This window comes from Anoxybacillus mongoliensis, assembly GCF_014201515.1.
Classification (GTDB): domain Bacteria; phylum Bacillota; class Bacilli; order Bacillales; family Anoxybacillaceae; genus Anoxybacillus; species Anoxybacillus mongoliensis.
On sequence record NZ_JACHEQ010000017.1, the window covers coordinates 1 to 20,262 of the forward strand.

Genomic DNA, 20,262 nt, shown 5'->3' on the forward strand with positions numbered 1-20,262 from the left:
GAACAATATGTCTTACAGCACCCAGATGAGGTGTTACGTCGCATCGGGTGTACTGCGTGAATCAGAGGTTAAAATTTTAAATTGGATGTATATAGATGAAAATGCGGAGAATAATTCATTCGTTTTAACTGTTAAGCAGCTATATGATGAAGAGAAAAAGTCAACCGAGAACGATTTGAATATTCAAAATTTTTTAGAAGCCTATATTTCAAGTTTCTATTTACCTTCTAAAAAATTAGGAAGTAAGTTGAAGTTGGTGCAAAGATTGAAGCTGGTTCAAACAGCTAGTTCGATATGCATTCTGGTGGGTGTATTAGGTACTTTTGTGGGACTTGTGTTTGCTTTAAAAGGAATCGATACGAATTTAGCAAAGATGAGCGAATCATTAATCAATGTACTTGATGGGGCGCACACAGCCTTTTATACAAGTATTGCCGGCATTATCTTTTCTATTTTCATAAATATTTATACTAAATTTCATAATGGGGAGCAGTTGCTAGTTCAGGTAATGTTAAAGGTTGAGAACTATTTGAGTGCTCAAAATAAAAAAACGGTAGATCTACGTGTTATTGAAGCCTTGCATGAAGTAAAAGGAGCGGTTGTTGATATGAATCGTTCACTTCTTGATGCTCATCATTTCTCTCGAGCGCTAGAGGTGTCAACTCTTAATTTAAATAAGTTTAATGAAGATTTTAGTCAGAACATAGGCAAATTATCTTATTTGTTCGGTGATATGGAGGTTTTTATGAAGGATTATAACCGACATATGAGTAGGCTAAATGATCAATTAATAAATATACATACTGTTTTAGAAAAACAAAACGAATTAACTACCAACTCGTTCAAATCCATTACAAGTATGCAAGAAGAATACAGAAATTTTTCGGAAGCTCATCAAAAACAAATTTGCCATATGCAAGAATCTTTTGTTGAAGTGGTCAGAACAATGTACAAATTGAAGGAAGAAATATTTTCTTATTTAGGAAAATATGAAGATAATTTAAAAAATTTAAACGATGTTCAAGTGGAATTGAAAAGTGATTTGAACTCATATTTCCAACAATACACAGAAAGGTTGCATCATATCCATGAAAAGCAATCGAGTTTTTATAGTTTTGTGACGAATGAGCAAAATCGTCTTCTTGACTTATACAAGACCTTCCAAACTCAAAGTCAACAATATATTGAGCATATTCAACATACAACGAACTCGTTGAAGGACGCTCTTAAGTCGGATACTTTTGAGAATGTTTTACTGTTATCTAAAACTTTAAAAACTGATGTTGAGCATATTCAACAATCATTTACTGAATTAATTAGCCAACTTCATTCCATTAATAGCACGCAAAGAGAATATTATGAGCATTACTTACAGTTGTCGAAAGAAATAGATGAGAGAGCGAGTAAACAACATGAATACAATGGTCAGTTTTTATCCAATGTTCAGACATTTTTGGGTTATATGAATGTTTTTTCTGGATATACAGATAGGCTACAGCAGCTTTTTGATGAAATGAAAAATATATATATTGAATTTGATAAGAATGGACGACAGGTATCAAAACAGTTAATTCTTTTTACTGAAGAAATAAGCAAGGAAATGAACGATTACATTGAGAGAGGTAATAAACAATCACAAGAAGTAAAGGTGTTGTTTGAAAATTTTGTGAACTCATCGGTGCTGAAATTAGAAGCACTGCTTAAAAAGTTGGATAATAATCTCGCGGAAGCTATAAAAGATAGTTTAAGGAATTTTGAGCGCTATGTAGAAGTGACCAATCGAATTATCAGCCAACAAATGAGTTCTCTCATAAGCGAATCAGAGATTAATCGTGAGGCACAAACTTTCTCTACTCAAGCTTTATACCAGTCTATTGAGCGGTTGAATAGTCAAATGGAACAATTTTCAGCATCAATAAGGAATCACCTTGTGCATAGTAAGGATGAGTGAAGAAGATGAAGAATGATAAGTATAGGAGACTAATTTCGGGACAAATACTTGATAGCGATTTTTGGCCATCTTTTACGGACTTGTTATCGACTATTTTGCTTGTACTATTGCTTTTTTTAATGGCTATTATTGTAAATGCGAAAGAAGATGCTGAAAAGAGAGAAAAAGTAATTCAGCAAGCAGCCAAGACAATTAAACAACAGGCGAGAGAGCTTGAGTATTATCGAGGTATCCGAAAAGAGATTATTGCGGGATTAAAACAAGAGTTTCAAAAAAAGAATTTAAGGATTGACATTGATTCGAAAACAGGTGCGATTAAGTTTCAAAACGACTTGCTTTTTGATACGAATAGTGATCAAATAAAACCAGAGTTTAAGCAACAACTAAAAGTGTTTATCCCTACCTATTTTAATATCTTATACAAAGATTATGGGAATCATATTGCAGAAATCGTTGTTGAGGGCCATACAGATGATGTTGGTTCATATATGTACAATCTTGAACTTTCACAAAAACGAGCATTTAGTGTGGTTAGATATATACTAAGTGATGAGTTTGGTTCTTTCCCATACAAAGAGAAAGTAAAAATGCAAATTACTGCAAACGGTCGTTCTTTCAGTAACCTAAAGTATACAAAAAGTAAAATGGTCGATCGTGAGAATTCTCGACGTGTAGAGTTTAAATTTCGCTTAAAGAATGATGTTAATTTCAAGTAAAAACAACTTTGTTTTCTGTTCATCGTGAGGCGGAAGGAGAGTCAATATGTCTATACAGGATATTATTCAAAATAGGACAAAAAAACTGAAGGAAATTTTGTACCTTATTTCAGACGATGTTTCTGTTTCTCCCGAGAAACGCATCAGACTTATTATTCATGCTAGTTCTTTAGTTTGTGCATTGGTTGCTATTCAACCTTTACCGTTTGCAGATATATTTGTTCTAACCCCTATTCAAGTGGTCATGGTTATTTACATCAGTCGTGTGTTAGGCAATCCTATTGGGGAAAATGGGGCAAAAGAAGTGCTGTCTTATACGATAGGAGTGATTGGTTGGGGAGTGTTAGCTCAACAACTTATTCTAGCGGGGTACAAAACATTTATTCCTTATCTCGGAGGGCTCACTACTGTTCCATTAGTATATGCGGCTACATTTGGGCTAGGTTATGCTGCAAAGACAGTTTTAGAAGCTCGATTACATGATCAACAAATTTCGAAAGAAGAAATTAAACGAATTTCTAAAGAAGCAACTGAACGTGCTAAGAAGGAAACAAAAATTGAGTGGACAATTGAGGGACTAAAGAAGGAATGGTCCAACCTTAAACAACAGACAGAAGAGTTCAAACTTTATCTAGAAAATATATCACGTTTAGAGAAAGAGCTACAATATTACAGGGGGAAAATTGAAGGTAATTTCTTGGAAAATACGGTTGAAGAACAAGGATTAGAAGTGGTGCTTCAACAGCGAATCGAAACCATTTCAAACCGACTTGCAAAATATAACCGAGTGTATGTAAACCCACAAGTTATTACCTATCTATCTTTATTGTCGAAAGAACATATTGATAGGGTGGAGAAAATAATAAGCGTGTTGCATTTTGACCCAATGAAAATGAATCAGTTAACTAAACGGAACACTTCTGCTCTTTGGGAGGTTTCAATTGATCAAGTAGGAACGTTATTTTTAGATATCCAAAAACAAACGATACAAATCCATTCTTTTGAACCGCTTCATGATGATCTTATTTGGTATAAAAAAATAAAGAACAAACATTTACGAAATAGTGAGATTCGACAAGTTTTTCTTAAAGCAATAGAAGAGGCAAAATGGGAGCTTGATATTATTAGTCCATGGATGAGTCATCGTGTTGTAGATGAAGAATTGATGGACAAGTTTGAAAAAGCCCTAGCAAGGGGAGTCACAATCAAAATTTTATACGGTATAAACGATTTGAGTGCTAATGATTTCTCAAAACGCTCAGATCAAAGCGATGAAGTAGCTGAAAAATTGCGCCGACGCTATGCTTTATATGGTGATAGGTTTCGTATTGTACGTAAAAATACTCACTACAAATTACTGATTTGCGATGAAGCATTTTATGTTCAAGGTAGCTATAATTTCCTTTCTTTCAAAGGTGAATATGATGAAAATACACGAGAAGAAGGAGCGCAATACTCGGAAAATATTGAGGATATTCGTCAACTGAGAAGTATGTATTTTTCCTTCTGATCTTGTAGATTAGCACCAATGCACATTAACTTAAAGGTCGTATCTTTTTTAGTATGGAAAATGCCAAAAATCCCACTTCACGGGCCAATGTGTTTGACCGTGAAGTGATTTTTTTAACATATTTAAATTTTCTTCTAAATAATATATTTATCAATTAGTAAAAACAATAGATAAGCATGCTAAAAAATTTAAAAATAACTATTTTTTAAATTCTACGCATTTGATCGATTCATGTATTCTTCAATCACCGAACGAACGATATGAGAAGAGCTCCATTCACCGAAGGAAAGATAGGTGATTGGATATTTCTTCGAGAAGAGAATGGATTGAATTTGTTTTAATGTCGCTCCTTGTTCATACAAATCAATAATTTTTCCTTGAAGCTCTTGTAAATAATGAAGTTTTCGTTGTAAGGCGGAGCGCCCGTCTTTTACATAACCTGCGTGGGCGCAAAACATTTCGTTAAAATCGTACGTTAATACTTTTTTTAATGAGTCAATCAAGGTAGAAATGCTTTCTTCGCGCAAAACGACTTTTGTTTTTTCTAGACAGTATAAATCCCCTGTAAAAAGTTGTCCTGTTTCGCGATTAAGAAATGCGAGATGATCAACCGCATGACCTGGTGTATGAATGACATCCCATATCGCACGGCGTGTAGAAAATGTTTTTCCAATCGGTTTGGCTTGGAAAGGAGGGCGTTTTCCCCAAAAAAACTTGCGATATATCGGATAATCTGCTTGTTTACGACAATAATCAATCGTAAGCTCATTCATATAAATAGGTAGTTGTCGTTCGTTTTGGAAAAACGCAGCACATCCTGTATGATCTTCATGAAAGTGAGTAATCACCACTTGATCGATGTCTAATGACTTAAAAAACTTTTTAAATTCATTTGCTAATGAAGCTGCTCCTGTATCAATCAACACGCCGTCTGTAGCAAAGCAATGCACCGTTAATCGTACCCCTTGAAATGTTAGCGTGCCTTTGGCGATATGTACGCCAGAAACAGTTTCTTGTTCGAACTTTTTCTTTAATAACATGTTATCTCCCCCTCGTTTTTATTATAACAAAAAAGAATGAATATTCATTCATTTTGGGTTATTTCGTAAAAATAAAAAAGAAGCTGCCTTAAAGCAGCTCTATGAATCAAGCACTTTTGATCTCGTTAAAAAACGTACCCCTTCTGATCCTTCAAGTGAAAACATACCACCGCGACCAGGGACGACATCAATAATGAGTTGTGTATGTTTCCAATATTCGTATTGAGCAGCGTGCATATAAAATGGGCATCCTCCGATTTCCCCAAGCAATACGTCTGAGTTACCGATCATAAACTCTCCTTGCGGGTAACACATCGGTGAACTTCCATCGCAACATCCACCAGATTGATGAAACATCAGTGGACCATATTTCGTTTTTAGTTTTTCAATAAGTTGTAGGGCTGCGTCGGTCGCTATTACTTTCGGTTGCATGTGCATCATCCTTTCAAAAAAGGCAGCGCTTTGGAGACGCTGCCTGAACGATTAGAAAAATCCGAGTTTTTTCGGTGAATAGCTAACAAGCAAGTTTTTCGTTTGTTGATAATGGTCGAGCATCATCTTGTGCGTTTCACGTCCGATTCCTGACATTTTATATCCGCCAAATGCCGCATGCGCAGGATATGCGTGATAACAATTTGTCCATACACGTCCAGCTTGAATGCCACGACCAAAGCGATAGGCTGTATTCATATCGCGCGTCCATACTCCAGCACCTAGTCCGTATAATGTGTCATTTGCGATCGCTAACGCTTCTTCTTTGTCTTTAAATGTTGTGACAGACACTACTGGACCGAAAATTTCCTCTTGGAAAATGCGCATCCGATTATGTCCCTTAAAGACGGTTGGTTTAATATAGTAACCACCTTGTAAGTCTCCTTCTAACATATTGCGCTCACCGCCAATGAGAAGTTCAGCCCCTTCTTGTTTACCGATGTCGATGTATGACAAAATTTTCTCTAGCTGTTCGGATGAAGCTTGGGCACCAATCATTGTCGTTGTGTCGAGCGGATTGCCTTGTTTAATTTGTTTCACTCGTTCTAATGCTCGTTCCATAAATACATCGTAAATCGATTCTTCGATTAATGCACGTGAAGGGCATGTACACACTTCTCCTTGATTTAAAGCGAACATCGTAAATCCTTCAAGCGCTTTATCAAAAAATTCGTCATCCTTCGCAGCGACGTCAGCGAAGAAAATGTTTGGTGATTTTCCGCCAAGCTCAAGTGTGACCGGAATTAAATTTTGAGATGCATATTGCATAATGAGACGTCCTGTTGTCGTTTCGCCGGTAAAGGCAACTTTCGCAATTCGCGGGTTCGAAGCGAGCGGTTTGCCAGCTTCAAGACCGAATCCGTTGACGACGTTGACAACGCCTTTTGGTAGTAAATCTTGGATGAGCTCGATTAGCACAAGAATCGATGTTGGAGTTTGTTCTGCTGGCTTTAATACAACGCAGTTGCCAGCAGCTAAAGCAGGTGCAAGTTTCCAAGCGGCCATTAAAATCGGGAAATTCCACGGAATAATTTGTCCGACAACTCCGAGCGGCTCCTTAAAATGATAAGCAACGGTATCGTCGTCAAGTTCCGCTAATGTACCTTCCTCAGCGCGAATGCAACCAGCAAAATATCGGAAATGATCAATGGCCAAAGGAATGTCAGCTGCACGTGTTTCACGAATGGGCTTTCCGTTTTCCCACGTTTCCGCTACAGCAAGCATGTCTAAGTTTTCTTCCATTCGGTCTGCGATTTTGTTTAACAGGCGTGCCCGCTCAGCGACAGATGTGCGGCCCCATGTTTCTTTCGCTGCGTGGGCTGCATCGAGCGCTAATTCAATATCGGCTGCTTTCGAGCGAGGAACTTCGCAATATACTTGTCCAGTAACGGGCGAAACGTTCTCGAAATATTCCCCGTCAATGGGAGGTACCCATTCTCCTCCGATGAAATTTTCGTATCTTTTTTTGAATGTAATGAGTGAGCCAGGTTGTCCAGGCTGAGCGTAAATCATTTGAATTCCTCCTTTTGTATCCGTTTTCAAAAAAACGATAGATGACCAAGTCTGATACAAATGATATGTGTCCATTTGGTGAAATATGATATGTTTTTTACTAGAGAAAATTCGAGTGGACTTTGTATTGTGGATTTTAGGAAACAAGTATATTTCAAATGGTAGAGTAGGGGAAAATAAAAAAGGGGGAGCCCCCTTTTTATCTTACAAAACGAATCCAATATTCATGATTACGTTGTTCGAGAGCGATGCCACGCCATCCGTCCGTAAGTAATGTTTGTTGTTGAGAAATATCATCCATGCGCACCGAAATGTATTCGCGCCACGTTCGTTTCGTTTCATTGCGCGTTTTGACAAAAATATAGCGAAGACGGTGACCGTATTTTTGTTTTAGAGCGGCAATTTCCATTCCTTGTGCAAACTTATCTTTTAAACTAGGAATATTGAACGGAGCAACTGTACAACAGATGTATTTGTACGCTTTATTTGTTCGTTCGAGTTCGGCCATAATGAGATTAGCTAATGTTTGTTGTAACCCATTTCCTCGTGCCTTTGGATGAACGATGGATATTTCTTGATAAATAACGTCTTCTAATTCTTCTTTCGAAAGACCGATGTCAAACCCTAAGTGCTCTTCATCAATGGGAGGGAAGAGTAGGGCCCGAAACGCGATGAGTTGATCGTTTGCAAATGCACCAAGCATAAGTCCATTTCCTTGTAAAATATACGCATATTCTTCTTCCGTTAATGGTTGCAGAATGTCTTTTTGGTCTAGTTGATCGACAACGAGCTGTTGTAGCGACAAAATTTCCGTGAGATGTTCCATCTGTAACCGAGAAACGACAAACGGTTCATTGTTTTGTTTTAAAATACTTTGCAAAGTTTCTTCCCCCCTATCGAATGACGTCGGAAAAAGCGGTTAGTTCATGAAGTGTTTGTTCGTTTACATCGATGCCTAAGCCAGGCTTGTTCGTTAATCGAATGTACGGAAGGTCGTAATGCAAATTGCCAACATCTTTTGTGAACTTTAACGGTCCTGTTAATTCCACGCTCGTAACGATTTTTTTCGCAAAGGCGACGTGAAAACCAGCTGCAGAACCGATCGATGATTCAACCATTGAACCAATTTGACATTCGATTCCGGCTAATTCCGCTTGATGAGCGAGCTTCATCGCAGGATAAATGCCTCCGCATTTCATTAGCTTGATATTTACTTTATCTGCTGCTCGCTTTTGAATAATTTCACGCATATCGCGCATGTTTCTTAATCCTTCATCTATCATTATCGGAATGGTTGTTTTTGTGCGAATGTATGCCATCGCATCAATGTCATCTGCGACGACTGGTTGTTCAAGCCAATCGATGTTGAGGGACTCAAGAGCACGCAAAGCTTTTATTGTAGTCGTACTATTTTTCCAACCTTGGTTTACATCGACGCGAATCGCAATATCATCTCTTATTCGTTTTCGAATCGCTTGAATGCGTGCAATGTCTTCTTCTACATGTGTTCCAACTTTAATTTTCAATGAACGATAACCTTGTTTAACGACCGATAGCGCTTCTTCAGCCATTTCGCTTGGACTGCCGATGCTTAACACGTGCGTAATAGGAAAGGCATCATGAAATCGCCCGCCAAGCAGTTGATATACAGGTTGCTTGAGCTTTTTTCCAATTAAATCAAAACAAGCGATATCAATCGCAGCTTTCGCGGTCGGGGCACCATATATCATTTCATTCATTCGTTCGTGTAAAGCTTCTATATGTAATGGGTTTACTCCGATCAAACGAGGAGCTAGCGTATGTTTTAATATGGCGAATGTGCTTTCCCACGTTTCACCTGTAACATGTTCATCTGCGACGCCTTCCCCGTAGCCAACGAGCCCTTCATCTGTTTCGATTTTTACAATAATAGACGGCATATCCTTATATGAATGATAACTGACAACAAATGGAGCGTGCAAAGGTAAGCGAATGGCATGTATATGGACTGCGGTAATATGCATATGTTTTTCTCCCTTCTTGAAAAAGGCTGCCTGATGAATAGACAGCCTTATGCGTGAATATGAGCATTTTTTTGTGCTGATACTTCAGAAGGTGGCAATTTTTCAATTGAAAAGCCCGTTAGTGCGTACAAAATTGAGATGATCGGAACGATAAAATTTAATACAGCATATGGTGCATAATCAAACGCATGCACGCCGAGCGTACCAAGGATAAATACGCCACACGTATTCCATGGGAAGAAGACAGACGTTAATGTGCCACCATCTTCAAGCGCACGCGATAAATTTTTTGAATGTAGCCCTTGTTCTTTATAAGCGTTTGCGTACATGCGTGATGGGATGACGATCGAAATGTATTGTTCCGAACAAGTCGCGTTCGTTGCGATACATGAGAAAATCGTTGAAGTAACGACGCCTTTTGCTGTTTTTGCTAGTTTTAAAATTTGTTTTACAATCGCTTCTAACATTCCGGTATGTTCGAGTACGCCACCAAACGTCATTGCGACAATCGTCATCGAAACCGTATACATCATCGATTCTAAACCACCGCGATTAAACAAGTCGTCGACCACCTTGTTTCCTGTTTCGATGCTAAAGCCACTTTGCAATGCTTGTACAGCACTGGCCACAGATCCGCCTTGAATAAAGATTTGTGATAAAAAACCGAGAATAATCCCAACGACTAGTGCTGGAATAGCTGGGACTTTTTTAGCGACAAGTACGATGACAAGAAGCGGAATAAGTAATAAGAACGGTGAAACAACGAAATGTTCTTGTAATACAGCTAATGTTTGTTCAATTTCTTCTACTTTCATTTGTTTGTTTCCGAAGTTTCTCCCTAAAAATGCGTATACGCCTAGTGCAATAAATAAGCCAGGAATGGTTGTATAAAGCATATGACGAATATGTACGAATAAATCCGTATTTGTTAATCCAGAAGCTAAGTTTGTTGTATCAGAAAGCGGTGACATTTTATCTCCAAAATAAGAACCTGAAATAATTGCGCCAGCAACCATCGGTGCAGGAATGCCCATGCTCATACCAATTCCCATGCCAGCTACACCGATTGTTCCCATCGTCGACCATGAGCTTCCAATTGCTAGCGAAACGACGGCGCAAATTATTGTGATAGATACTAAAAATAAAGACGGCGTTAACAGCTTTAAACCGTAGTAAATCATCGTTGCAACAATGCCGCCGCCAATCCATGCCCCGATTGTTAAGCCGACAAGCATAATGATCACAACGGCTGGTAACGCCAAGCGGATGCCTTTGTACATGGCTTCTTCGATTTCACGCCATGTAAAGCCTAGTCGCCAAGCGATCAGTGCAGCCACAGTTGTTCCAATGATGAGTGGAATGTGTGGACTTTGTTCAAGGACAACGATGGTTAGTGCCATGACAGTAATCGTGACGAGAACAGGAATCATTGCGATAGAAAACGATATTTGTTTTTTCATCCTCCCAAACCCCTTTTCTGTATCTCTGAATTATCTTAAAATATAAGCTATTATGAATAATAAAGATTTGACGGACGGACGTCAATGCATTTTTTTAGAAAAATATTATGAAGGACGGGGGGAACAAGATGGATAATATTGAGTTAGAACAGCGTCTATTTGAGTTTTTTCATCATTTACATACACATCCTGAAACGAGTTGGAATGAGTTCAAAACGACACAGTATATTAAACAATTTTTAGAAAATGAAGGTGTTCGCTATCGCTTATTTGATGACTGTCCAGGCATTGTTGCGGAAATGGGTAATGGAAAACCTGTTGTAATGGTGCGAGCCGATATGGATGCTTTATGGCAAGAAGTAGATGGGGAATTTCGCGCGAATCACTCGTGCGGGCACGATGCACATATGACGATTGTGATGGGGTTAATTTTACGGTTCAGAACGTTAACGTGGAAACAAGGGACGATTCGCTTTCTTTTTCAGCCAGCGGAAGAAAAAGGAAATGGAGCATTAAAAATGATTGAGAAAGGTGTACTTGACGATGTCGATTATTTATTTGGCGTTCATCTCCGTCCAAATGAAGAATTGTCGTTAAAACAAGCTTCTCCATCGATTCGGCACGGTGCAGCTCAGTTTTTTGTTGGACACATTCATGGAGATGATTGTCATGGGGCACGTCCGCATCAAGGAGTAAATGCGATTGATGTCATTTCGCTTATTAATTTTCAATTGAAAAACATTTATTTTTCTCCACAACAATCGTATTCTGTAAAAATGACGAAGTGTGTAGCAGGGGGAGAAAATTTAAATATTATTCCAGGTAGCGCCCATTTCGCTCTAGACATACGAGCAGAAACAAACGTGTTATTGCAACAAATTAAACAAAAAGTGGAACAAATTATTCAACATGCTGAAACGATGGGAGTACGTATTTCGTATAAATGGGTAGATTTTGTTCCAGCGGCAGAAGTATCCGGTGAAGCAGAACAATGTATTCGAAAAGGAATTATTGCAGTTTTAGGTAAGGAGGGATGTATGCCACCTTTACAAACGTCAGGAAGTGAGGATTTCCATTTTTACACGATTCAACGACCGCACGTAAAAGCGGCGATGCTAGGACTTGGAGCGGACTTAAAACCTGGATTGCATCATCCACACATGACGTTTGACCGTTCATGCTTGCTTGATGGCGTTCGGATTTTGGAAGTGGCAGTCATGGAGGCGTTAAAAGAGAGGATGTGAAAGATGAAAAACAAACTTTCTGAACGGGCTGTGTCTGTATGGCGGATATATGAAGCCATTCGTTTAATTATTTTTTTATTTTTGTACGTGGTTATTCATTTTTTTGTTCCAACATGGGTTGTTTGGTTGTTAGTTTTTTTATGGATTGTAGACGTTGTTTTATTTGTTTTTTTCGTTCCGCTCTGGAAATGGGAGCGGTGGCGATATATGATTCGCGATCGAGAAATTGAACTTGAACACGGGATATGGATTCGAAAGCGTACGCTTATTCCGCTTCGTCGCGTTCAACATGTTGATGTAAAGCAAGGTCCGTTAGCACGAAGGCAAAAACTTGCTTCACTTTATATTTATACAGCAGCAACTGCGCACGAAATTCCATTTCTTGATGAGCAAGAAGCAGAGAAGTTGCGCTACTACATTTCCTCTTTAGTGAAGGAAGATGAAAATGATGCATGAAAAGAAACGGTTGCATCCGATTGCGATTGTCATTTACACGATGAAGCGGTTGAAACAAGGACCTTTTCTTGCCCTTGCCTTACTTATTGCGATAAAAGAGAAAACAGGTGATCCTTTCGTTGATTGGCTGCCTTTGTTTTTATTTCTTTTTTATGCTATGTTCGCTGGGTATATGTCGTGGCGGCGATTTACATATCGTTTAGAAGAGCACAACATGTATATTGAACAAGGGATATTTGTAAAAAAGAAACGGTATATTCCATTTGATCGTATTCAAGGTATCTCACATTCGTCAGGGTTGTTGCAGCGGCTTGTAGGTGTTGTACAAGTACATATTGAAACAGCTGGCAGGCAAATTGATGATCCGGAAGTCGTGTTGCCAGCCGTTTCTATGGAAGAAGCCGATCAAATTGAACGTGCGATACGCAATCAAAACGAAGGAAACATGCTTATAAAAAATGAGATGGATGTTGTATTTACGCTCCGTTTTAGAGATGTGCTCTTTTTAGCCGTAACAAGTGGCGGCGCTTTCAGTGTCATTGCAGCGATTGGTGCACTTCTTTCTGATTTTGATAATTTCATTCCGTTTGAACGGCTAAACATATTTTTTCGCGTTGACGATACAGCTTCTACACTTGTCTTTTTACTTGTCGTTCTTATGATCGCTTATGTGTTGTCTGTGATCGGTCATCTTTTTCGCTATATGAACTTTACGGTTGTCAAACAAAACAAAACGATAACGATAACAACAGGATTGCTGCAAAAAAAGAGCATTTCTACATCGATTGAGCGCGTTCAAGCCATTGCAGTGAAGGAAAGTCCGATTCGTTACTTGTTCGGTTATGTTTCTGTGCACCTTATTCATGCCGGAGGAGCACTTGATGATGGAAAACATGGCAGTCTCGTGCTGTTTCCGCTTGTTCGTAAAAACGAAGTCACTTCTCTTGTTGCGACATGTTTTCCTGAATATCGTTTGCACAATTCGTTTCGATCGCTATGTACACGTGCCCGTTGGCGCTATATGTTGAGATCGCTCTATACGGTTATGCTAATCCCGGTCATCACAATCGTATTTTTTCAGCGATTTGAAACGCTCCTTCTCCTTTTGCCCGCAGTACATGTCGGCTATCGAAGTTATAGACGAGCGGGAGTAACGATTAAGAGTGAGCAGCTAGCATTGAGAAGTGGATGGCTGACGATAAAAACAGTATATATGTTAAAACATTGTATTCAGTCGTTAACGATCTCACAAACTCGTATGCAACAACGGCTCGGATTATGTACCGTACGTGCGACAGTCATGCCGGGTATACGCGGAAAGGTCGTTGATGTTGACGAACGTGAAGCAAAAGTAATATACGAATGGTTTTTGGAAAATAAAGAATAGGCAATGATTGTGTCCCAAAAGAACATATTTTGGGACACAATCAAAGGAATTCGTCAATTTCCTGCAACACTTCTCCGATTTTACGGCCATGTACAATTAAATCTGCCCAATCATCGAATGGCGTCGGTTCCATGTTCACGATAACAAGTTTTGCTCCATTTCGTTTGGCGATGACGGGAAGTTCGTTCGCCGGCGATACTTGCAAAGAAGAGCCGAGCACAATCCATAAGTCCGCCCGTTCGGCTGCTTTCCATGCTTGTTCAATTGCATCATGCGGCAACGATTCGCCAAATAAGACAACGGAAGGGCGCAAAAATCCGCCGCATGTGCACTCAAACTGTTCTTCTACATATCGTTTCGCATCGTACGTTTGCTTACAGCGTAAGCAACGAACTGTTCGCAACGTTCCATGTAATTCAATGACATTTGTACTGCCTGCTTGTTGGTGAAAGCCGTCAACATTTTGTGTGACGATTTGATGAATAATCCCTTGCTTTTGCCAGTTGGCCAAAATCATATGCCCGACATGCGGCCGGCATTCAAGCAACGTGCGAATACGATATTGATAAAATGCGATAAACTCTTGGCGGTTATGTGTTAGTGCATATGTACTCGCCAATTGCTGAGGATTTTTCGTATGCCAAAGCCCTGTATTCGCCGAACGAAAGTCAGGAAGTCCGCTTTCTGTCGACATCCCTGCACCAGTAAAGACAACCGTATACGAAGATTCTTTCAACCACTTTTCTAGCATAACTGCTGCTCCCCCTTTATCAATATAACTTCTATCTTCGATTTTTTATTCCTTTATTTTCTCATATATTACTAGAAAAATAAGGACTTTTGATTCATGTGCATGAAAATAAGCGAAGTATAATAAGAAGTAAGGGCACAGCTAAGGAAACTTAGCGTCGCAAAGCTATAGGGGCTAAGGGAAGAACCTATGCCAGCCAGCTGCCATTACCAAAAAGAATACATATGAAATGGAGGAGAAAGGTAATGTTGAAAAAAGGCTTACCGATTTTATTAGCAGGGATGCTTGTTGCTTCTCCTACTTTCGCAGCAAAGCATGACGGAAAACATGTAGAGAAGAGTCATGTTATTGTGAAAAAAGAAGAAGCGAATAAAAAACAACTGTTAGCGCAAAAGAAAAAAGAAGAAAAGAAAAAACAAGAACTAGCCAAACAGAAGAAAGAACAACAAATGTTGAAAAACAAATTAGTAGAATTAAATAAAAAACTCGGTAAGATCGAATTGCGTTTGGATGAGGTAACAGCGGCACTTGCAGCGCTTAGCATGCCAAACGAACAACTAATTCCAAATGAAAAAACAGACGAAAATGAACAAACAACAGAAGTAGTTAATGAGCAAAATAGCACTGCTGTGACGACAACTGAACAATCCACCGTTGTACAAGTGGATGAAGAAGATGAAGCGGAAAAGCAAGAAGAACTAGATAAATGGATTGGAAAACTTATTTCCACTTCTAACCAGTTAAAAGCAGTAAAAAATGAAATTCGTGCGTTAGAGAAGAAATTGTCTGCGGATGACGCCAACATACAAGCGTTAAAAGAAAAAGTGAAAACGTTAGAAGAAAAAGTACAACAAAATAAAAAGAAGTTGCTTGAATTAATATAATGGGTGCCTTTTGGCGCTCTTTTTTTGCATATTTTGATGCAAAACGTAGACGATAATCATTGTTTGAAAGGAGGAAAGCGAGATGAACATCATACGCGCACAACAAATTGCCGAGTCGCCGGATATGAAACATGTGACGTATCACGGAAAATCTGTCTATATCGAACATGTTGATACGAAAACAGAAATGGCGACGATTCACTTTTTGGACACCCCCGAAAAACAACAGCGCGTTCCTGTTTCACAGTTAGAGGAACATTAAGTGGTGAGGATGTGACAAAGCAACTTGTTTGTCACAGCCTTTTTTGTTCGAGTAAATCAATCAATAAATGTACGAGTTTGTTGTTTTTCATCGTTGGTGCATAAAGATAAGAAAACGTTCGGTAAAAAGGCGGATGATTTAAACAGACGATCGATAAATGACCTTGTTTTAATTCGCGCTCAATTACATGGCGTGAAAGAAAGGCTAATCCGTTTCCACGCATTAATGTTTCTTTAATTCCTTGATTACTGCTAATGATCATGAGCGATTTCACTTTTAGCCCATTTGAGCGAATGAAATGATGAAAATATTCACGTGTGCCTGATCCTAATTCACGTGTAATCCATATTTGATTTTGTAGATCGTTTATCGATACGGCTTGTTGGTGAACGAGCGGATGGTCATTCGAAGCAACGATAACTAGCTCATCTTGCATGAACGGGTATACCGTAAGCTCTTTTTCATTCGTTTGTCCCTCAATTAAACCGATATCCGTTTGATACGTGCGGACGAGCTCTACAATTTCTTTCGTATTGCCGATGATGACTTCGAGATGCAAGTCTGGGTAATCGTTTTGTAAGGCAAATAAAAAAGAAGGTAGCACGTATTCTCCAATTGTAAAACTAGCCCCAATTTTTAATGTCCCTTTCACACAATCGTGATGTTGTAAAATGTCTTGTTTTGTTTGCTCGTACAAGGCAATCATCTTTTTCGCCCGATCGTAAAGCAATTCCCCCGTTGGCGTCATTTGTAATTTTTTCGGGGAACGAATAAATAGTTTCGTTTGGAATTCTTTTTCTAAGTTTTTAATGTGCAAGCTTACACTCGGTTGGGATAAATGAAGAATGTCTGCTGTTTTTGTGAAATTTTTCACCTCGACTAGAGTAATAAATGTTTTTAATTCTTCGTACACGACGATCGCTCCTTAATTATTAAAAAAATAAATAGTTCTGATAATTTATATTTATTTTACTAATTTTATTTTTTACGGTAAAGTCAAATAAAACATACTTGATTTATAGGAATAGTGGAAAAAGAGGTGAACAAGGTTGCCATTTCAAGTGACAAACAGTCCATTTAATGAAGAACAAGTTAAGCTCCTGAATCGGCTTTTGCCGACATTAACACCAGCGCAAAAGCTTTGGTTAAGTGGTTATTTAGCTGCCAATGAGTCGTTCGGTGTGGCGGTACAGCAAGAAGTCTCTGTATCGAAAGAAGTGACCGTCCTTTATGGGTCGCAAACAGGAAACGCACAAAAATTGGCGGAAAAAGCAGGGGAGGTACTTAAACATCGTGGGTTTCACGTCACCGTTTCCTCAATGCTTGATTTTAAGCCGAACGAGTTGAAAAAAATAAATACGCTGCTCATTGTCGTTAGCACATACGGAGAAGGGGAGCCACCGGACAATGCGTTATCGTTTTATGAATTTCTTCACAGCAAGCGCGCACCGAAACTCGATCATCTTCGTTTTTCGGTATTGGCGCTCGGCGATACGTCGTATGAGCATTTTTGCAAGACGGGAAAAGATTTTGATAAACGGTTAGAAGAGCTAGGCGGAAAGCGGTTATATGAGCGCGTCGATTGCGACGTCGATTACGAAGAAGCGGCAGCGAAATGGCTTACTGGGGTGCTGAACGAGCTAGATAAGCAAGGAACCGTTTCCGTGGCAGCTCCACAACCGACGCAAGCACAGCCAACCGCGCTTTATTCACGAAAACATCCGTTCGAAGCGGAAGTATTAGAAAACATCAACTTAAATGGACGCGGTTCAAATAAAGAAACGCGTCATATTGAGCTATCGCTAGAAGGATCGGGACTTACGTTTGAACCTGGCGACGCGCTCGGCGTGTTTCCGAAAAACGACCCAGAACTTGTCGATCTTATTATTCAAGAAATGAAATGGAATCCAGCCACACCGGTTTCTGTTGAAGAAAAGGAAGAGCCGTTAAGAGAAGCGTTGATCTCTCATTTAGAAATTACGGTATTAAGCGAGCAATTATTGCAAGCATTTGCTTCATTTTCGCATAATCAAGCGTTTCATGCGTTTCTTTCTGTTGAACAAGAAGCGAAGCGAAAAGATTATATGAAAGGGCGTGATGTGCTCGATGTCCTTCGTGATTTCGGCCCGTGGGAGATGACGCCAGAACAGTTTGTGTCTTCTTTACGGAAGTTGCAGCCGCGCTTTTATTCAATCGCAAGCAGCTTATTAGCATATCCAGAGGAAGTGCATATTACCGTTGGTGCGGTTCGTTACGAAGCGCACGGGCGGTTGCGAAAAGGCGTTTGCTCGACGTTTTGTGCAGAGCGCCTACAAATCGGTGACAAACTCCCTGTGTTCGTTCATCACAATCCAAACTTTAAACTGCCGAAAGATGCAAATACGCCAATTATTATGATTGGACCAGGCACAGGAGTTGCGCCGTTCCGAAGCTTTTTGCAAGAGCGTGAGGCGATTGGGGCGAAAGGGAAATCGTGGCTATTTTTTGGCGACCAACATTTCGTGACCGATTTCCTTTACCAAACAGAATGGCAAACGTGGTTGAAAAACGGTGTGTTAACGAAAATGGACGTTGCCTTTTCACGCGATACAAAAGAAAAAGTGTACGTCCAACACCGGATGCTTGAACAAAGGAAAGAGTTGTTCCGATGGTTAGAAGAAGGGGCAGCTATTTACGTCTGCGGCGATAAGCAGCGTATGGCGCGCGATGTTCATGAGACGCTTATCCATATTGTTGCTCAAGAAGGAAATATGACGCGAGAACAAGCGGAAGCGTATATAGCTGAGATGCAAAAACAAAAGCGGTACCAACGCGATGTATATTAGGGGGGATCATTGTGGAAAAATTTTTATTAACCGCGCCAGATGGACCGCCAAGTGACGTCGAGCGAATTAAACGAGAAAGCAACTATTTGCGCGGCACGTTAAAAGAAACGATGGAAGATCGCATCACAGCAGGTATCCCAGAAGATGATAACCGATTAATGAAATTTCATGGCAGCTATTTGCAAGATGATCGTGATTTAAGAGCAGAGCGACAAAAACAAAAGTTAGAGCCAGCGTATCAATTTATGATTCGTGTTCGTACCCCAGGCGGCGTAGCGACACCTGAGCAGTGGCTTGTGATGGATGAATTGGCGCGGACATATGCGAACGGGACGTTGAAACTTACGACACGACAAGCATTTCAGTTTCACGGCGTATTGAAATGGAACATGAAAAAAACGCTGCAAGCTATTAACGATGCTCTGCTTACAACGTTGGCAGCTTGTGGTGACGTGAACCGAAACGTCATGTGTAACCCGAATCCGTACCAGTCAGAAGTGCATGCGGAAGTGTATGAATGGGCGAAAAGGTTAAGTGATCATTTATTGCCACAAACAAGAGCATATTACGAAATTTGGTTGGATGAAGAAAAAGTAGCTGGTACACCAGAAGTAGAGCAAGAGCCGATTTATGGAGCACTGTACTTGCCGCGGAAATTTAAAATCGGTATCGCCGTTCCACCGTCAAACGATGTCGATGTGTTTTCGCAAGACCTCGGGTTTATTGCGATTGTTGAACAAGGAAAGCTCGTTGGTTTTAACGTGGCGATCGGCGGTGGCATGGGAATGACACACGGCGACCGTACGACATATCCGCAGCTAGCGAAAGTGATCGGCTTTTGTAAGCCAGAACAAGTCATTGATGTGGCAGAAAAAGTCGTTACCATTCAGCGCGATTACGGCAATCGCTCTGTACGTAAACATGCTCGTTTTAAATATACGATCGACCGACTAGGGCTTGAAGCTGTCAAAGCAGAATTAGAGCGTCGGCTTGGCTGGGAGCTAGAAGAAGCGCGTCCGTATCATTTTGAACATAACGGCGATCGATATGGCTGGGTTGAAGGGGTAAACGGGACGTGGCATTTTACGTTATTCGTCGAAGGCGGTCGAGTGAAAGATACGGATGATTATCCTTTAATGACAGGCTTGCGAGAAATTGCGAAAGTGCATACAGGTGACTTCCGTTTAACAGCTAATCAAAACTTAGTCATTGCGAACGTGCCAAGCGAGAAAAAAGAAGAAATTGATGCGCTTATTAAGCAATATAAATTAACAGATGGGAAACATTATAGTGCTCTTCGTCGTAACTCGCTGGCCTGTGTGGCTTTGCCAACGTGTGGATTAGCGATGGCAGAAGCTGAGAGATACTTGCCGACACTCATTGATAAAATTGAGGAAATTGTTGAGGAAAACGGGCTTCGCGATGAAGAAATCACCATTCGTATGACGGGCTGTCCGAACGGATGTGCACGCCATGTGCTTGGGGAAATTGCATTTATCGGCAAATCCGTTGGTAAATATAATATGTATCTCGGAGCAGCGTTTGACGGCAGTCGCCTCGGAAAATTATATCGTGAAAATATTGGAGAAAAAGAAATTTTAGCTGAACTTCGCATGCTTCTTTCGCGTTACGCGAAAGAGCGATTGGATGATGAACACTTTGGTGATTTTGTTATTCGCGCAGGTATTGTAAAAGAAGTGACAGATGGAACAAACTTTCATGACTAAACAGATCGGCTTTCCATTGGGGAAGCCGATTTGTTTGTAAAA

Annotated in this window: 18 protein-coding genes and 1 riboswitch; of the genes, 10 read left to right on the forward strand and 8 right to left on the reverse strand. The window is 39.9% G+C overall.

What is annotated here, in order from left to right; genetic code table 11:
• From HNR43_RS12500 to HNR43_RS12510, 3 genes are all read left to right on the forward strand, one after another.
• The coding region (locus HNR43_RS12500; RefSeq protein ID WP_183244256.1) for a MotA/TolQ/ExbB proton channel family protein at positions 1-1,951 on the forward strand (1,951 nt) is incomplete at its 5' end.
• A 5-nt stretch (positions 1,952-1,956) separates the two neighbouring features.
• A complete protein-coding gene (locus HNR43_RS12505) occupies positions 1,957-2,667 on the forward strand; it encodes an OmpA family protein (RefSeq protein ID WP_183244258.1) in 711 nt (236 codons plus the stop codon).
• Positions 2,668-2,713: 46 nt separating this feature from the next.
• Positions 2,714-4,177, forward strand: a complete 1,464-nt coding sequence (locus tag HNR43_RS12510; protein WP_183244260.1) for a phospholipase D-like domain-containing protein — start codon at positions 2,714-2,716, stop codon at positions 4,175-4,177.
• A gap of 212 nt (positions 4,178-4,389) precedes the next feature.
• Here HNR43_RS12510 and HNR43_RS12515 read toward each other — a convergent pair whose 3' ends face one another.
• The 6 genes from HNR43_RS12515 to nhaC form a co-directional block, all read right to left on the reverse strand.
• Positions 4,390-5,217 (reverse strand): MBL fold metallo-hydrolase, encoded by an 828-nt coding sequence (locus HNR43_RS12515; RefSeq protein WP_183244262.1) that lies wholly within the window; start codon positions 5,215-5,217, stop codon positions 4,390-4,392.
• A 99-nt stretch (positions 5,218-5,316) separates the two neighbouring features.
• Positions 5,317-5,649 (reverse strand): DUF779 domain-containing protein, encoded by a 333-nt coding sequence (locus tag HNR43_RS12520; RefSeq protein ID WP_425486540.1) that lies wholly within the window; start codon positions 5,647-5,649, stop codon positions 5,317-5,319.
• 51 nt (positions 5,650-5,700) lie between these two features.
• Positions 5,701-7,221 carry an aldehyde dehydrogenase gene (adh, locus tag HNR43_RS12525; RefSeq protein ID WP_183244266.1) on the reverse strand — a complete coding sequence of 507 codons (1,521 nt, stop codon included), beginning with the start codon at positions 7,219-7,221 and terminating at the stop codon, positions 5,701-5,703.
• Positions 7,222-7,420: 199 nt separating this feature from the next.
• Positions 7,421-8,047 carry a GNAT family N-acetyltransferase gene (locus tag HNR43_RS12530; RefSeq protein WP_246346323.1) on the reverse strand — a complete coding sequence of 209 codons (627 nt, stop codon included), beginning with the start codon at positions 8,045-8,047 and terminating at the stop codon, positions 7,421-7,423.
• 67 nt (positions 8,048-8,114) lie between these two features.
• On the reverse strand, positions 8,115-9,224 hold the full coding sequence (locus tag HNR43_RS12535; RefSeq protein WP_183244270.1) for a mandelate racemase/muconate lactonizing enzyme family protein: 1,110 nt from the start codon (positions 9,222-9,224) through the stop codon (positions 8,115-8,117).
• Between the two features lie 47 nt (positions 9,225-9,271).
• Positions 9,272-10,684 carry a Na+/H+ antiporter NhaC gene (gene nhaC / locus HNR43_RS12540; protein ID WP_183244272.1) on the reverse strand — a complete coding sequence of 471 codons (1,413 nt, stop codon included), beginning with the start codon at positions 10,682-10,684 and terminating at the stop codon, positions 9,272-9,274.
• A gap of 128 nt (positions 10,685-10,812) precedes the next feature.
• On the opposite strand from nhaC, the gene HNR43_RS12545 reads away from it, so the two are divergent.
• The 3 genes from HNR43_RS12545 to HNR43_RS12555 are packed head-to-tail and all read left to right on the forward strand — an operon-like array spanning position 10,813 to position 13,771.
• Positions 10,813-11,928, forward strand: a complete 1,116-nt coding sequence (locus HNR43_RS12545; protein ID WP_183244274.1) for a M20 peptidase aminoacylase family protein — start codon at positions 10,813-10,815, stop codon at positions 11,926-11,928.
• 3 nt (positions 11,929-11,931) lie between these two features.
• Positions 11,932-12,384: a PH domain-containing protein gene (locus HNR43_RS12550; protein ID WP_183244275.1), complete on the forward strand. Its 453-nt coding sequence runs from the start codon at positions 11,932-11,934 to the stop codon at positions 12,382-12,384.
• On the forward strand, positions 12,374-13,771 hold the full coding sequence (locus tag HNR43_RS12555; RefSeq protein ID WP_183244277.1) for a PH domain-containing protein: 1,398 nt from the start codon (positions 12,374-12,376) through the stop codon (positions 13,769-13,771). Before HNR43_RS12550 ends, HNR43_RS12555 begins: the two co-directional genes overlap by 11 nt.
• A 40-nt stretch (positions 13,772-13,811) precedes the next feature.
• On the opposite strand, the gene HNR43_RS12560 is transcribed toward HNR43_RS12555, so the two are convergent.
• The gene (locus HNR43_RS12560; RefSeq protein WP_183244280.1) at positions 13,812-14,522 is read right to left on the reverse strand and encodes an NAD-dependent deacylase; all 711 of its coding nucleotides are present in this window, start codon (positions 14,520-14,522) and stop codon (positions 13,812-13,814) included.
• 124 nt (positions 14,523-14,646) lie between these two features.
• A riboswitch (cyclic di-GMP riboswitch) is annotated at positions 14,647-14,730 on the forward strand.
• A gap of 37 nt (positions 14,731-14,767) precedes the next feature.
• Between HNR43_RS12560 and HNR43_RS12565 the strand changes: the two genes are divergently transcribed.
• Entirely contained in the window at positions 14,768-15,406 is a 639-nt protein-coding gene (locus HNR43_RS12565; protein WP_183244282.1) for a hypothetical protein, read from the forward strand.
• Positions 15,407-15,488: 82 nt separating this feature from the next.
• On the forward strand, positions 15,489-15,668 hold the full coding sequence (locus HNR43_RS12570; RefSeq protein ID WP_183244284.1) for an H-type small acid-soluble spore protein: 180 nt from the start codon (positions 15,489-15,491) through the stop codon (positions 15,666-15,668).
• Between the two features lie 31 nt (positions 15,669-15,699).
• Here HNR43_RS12570 and HNR43_RS12575 read toward each other — a convergent pair whose 3' ends face one another.
• The gene (locus tag HNR43_RS12575) at positions 15,700-16,581 is read right to left on the reverse strand and encodes a LysR substrate-binding domain-containing protein (protein WP_183244285.1); all 882 of its coding nucleotides are present in this window, start codon (positions 16,579-16,581) and stop codon (positions 15,700-15,702) included.
• A gap of 136 nt (positions 16,582-16,717) precedes the next feature.
• Here HNR43_RS12575 and HNR43_RS12580 point away from each other — a divergent pair, with 136 nt between their 5' ends.
• A complete protein-coding gene (locus HNR43_RS12580; protein ID WP_183244287.1) occupies positions 16,718-18,493 on the forward strand; it encodes an assimilatory sulfite reductase (NADPH) flavoprotein subunit in 1,776 nt (591 codons plus the stop codon).
• An 8-nt stretch (positions 18,494-18,501) separates the two neighbouring features.
• The gene (gene cysI / locus HNR43_RS12585) at positions 18,502-20,220 is read left to right on the forward strand and encodes an assimilatory sulfite reductase (NADPH) hemoprotein subunit (protein ID WP_183244343.1); all 1,719 of its coding nucleotides are present in this window, start codon (positions 18,502-18,504) and stop codon (positions 20,218-20,220) included.
• The last annotated feature ends 42 nt before the right edge of the window (positions 20,221-20,262 follow it).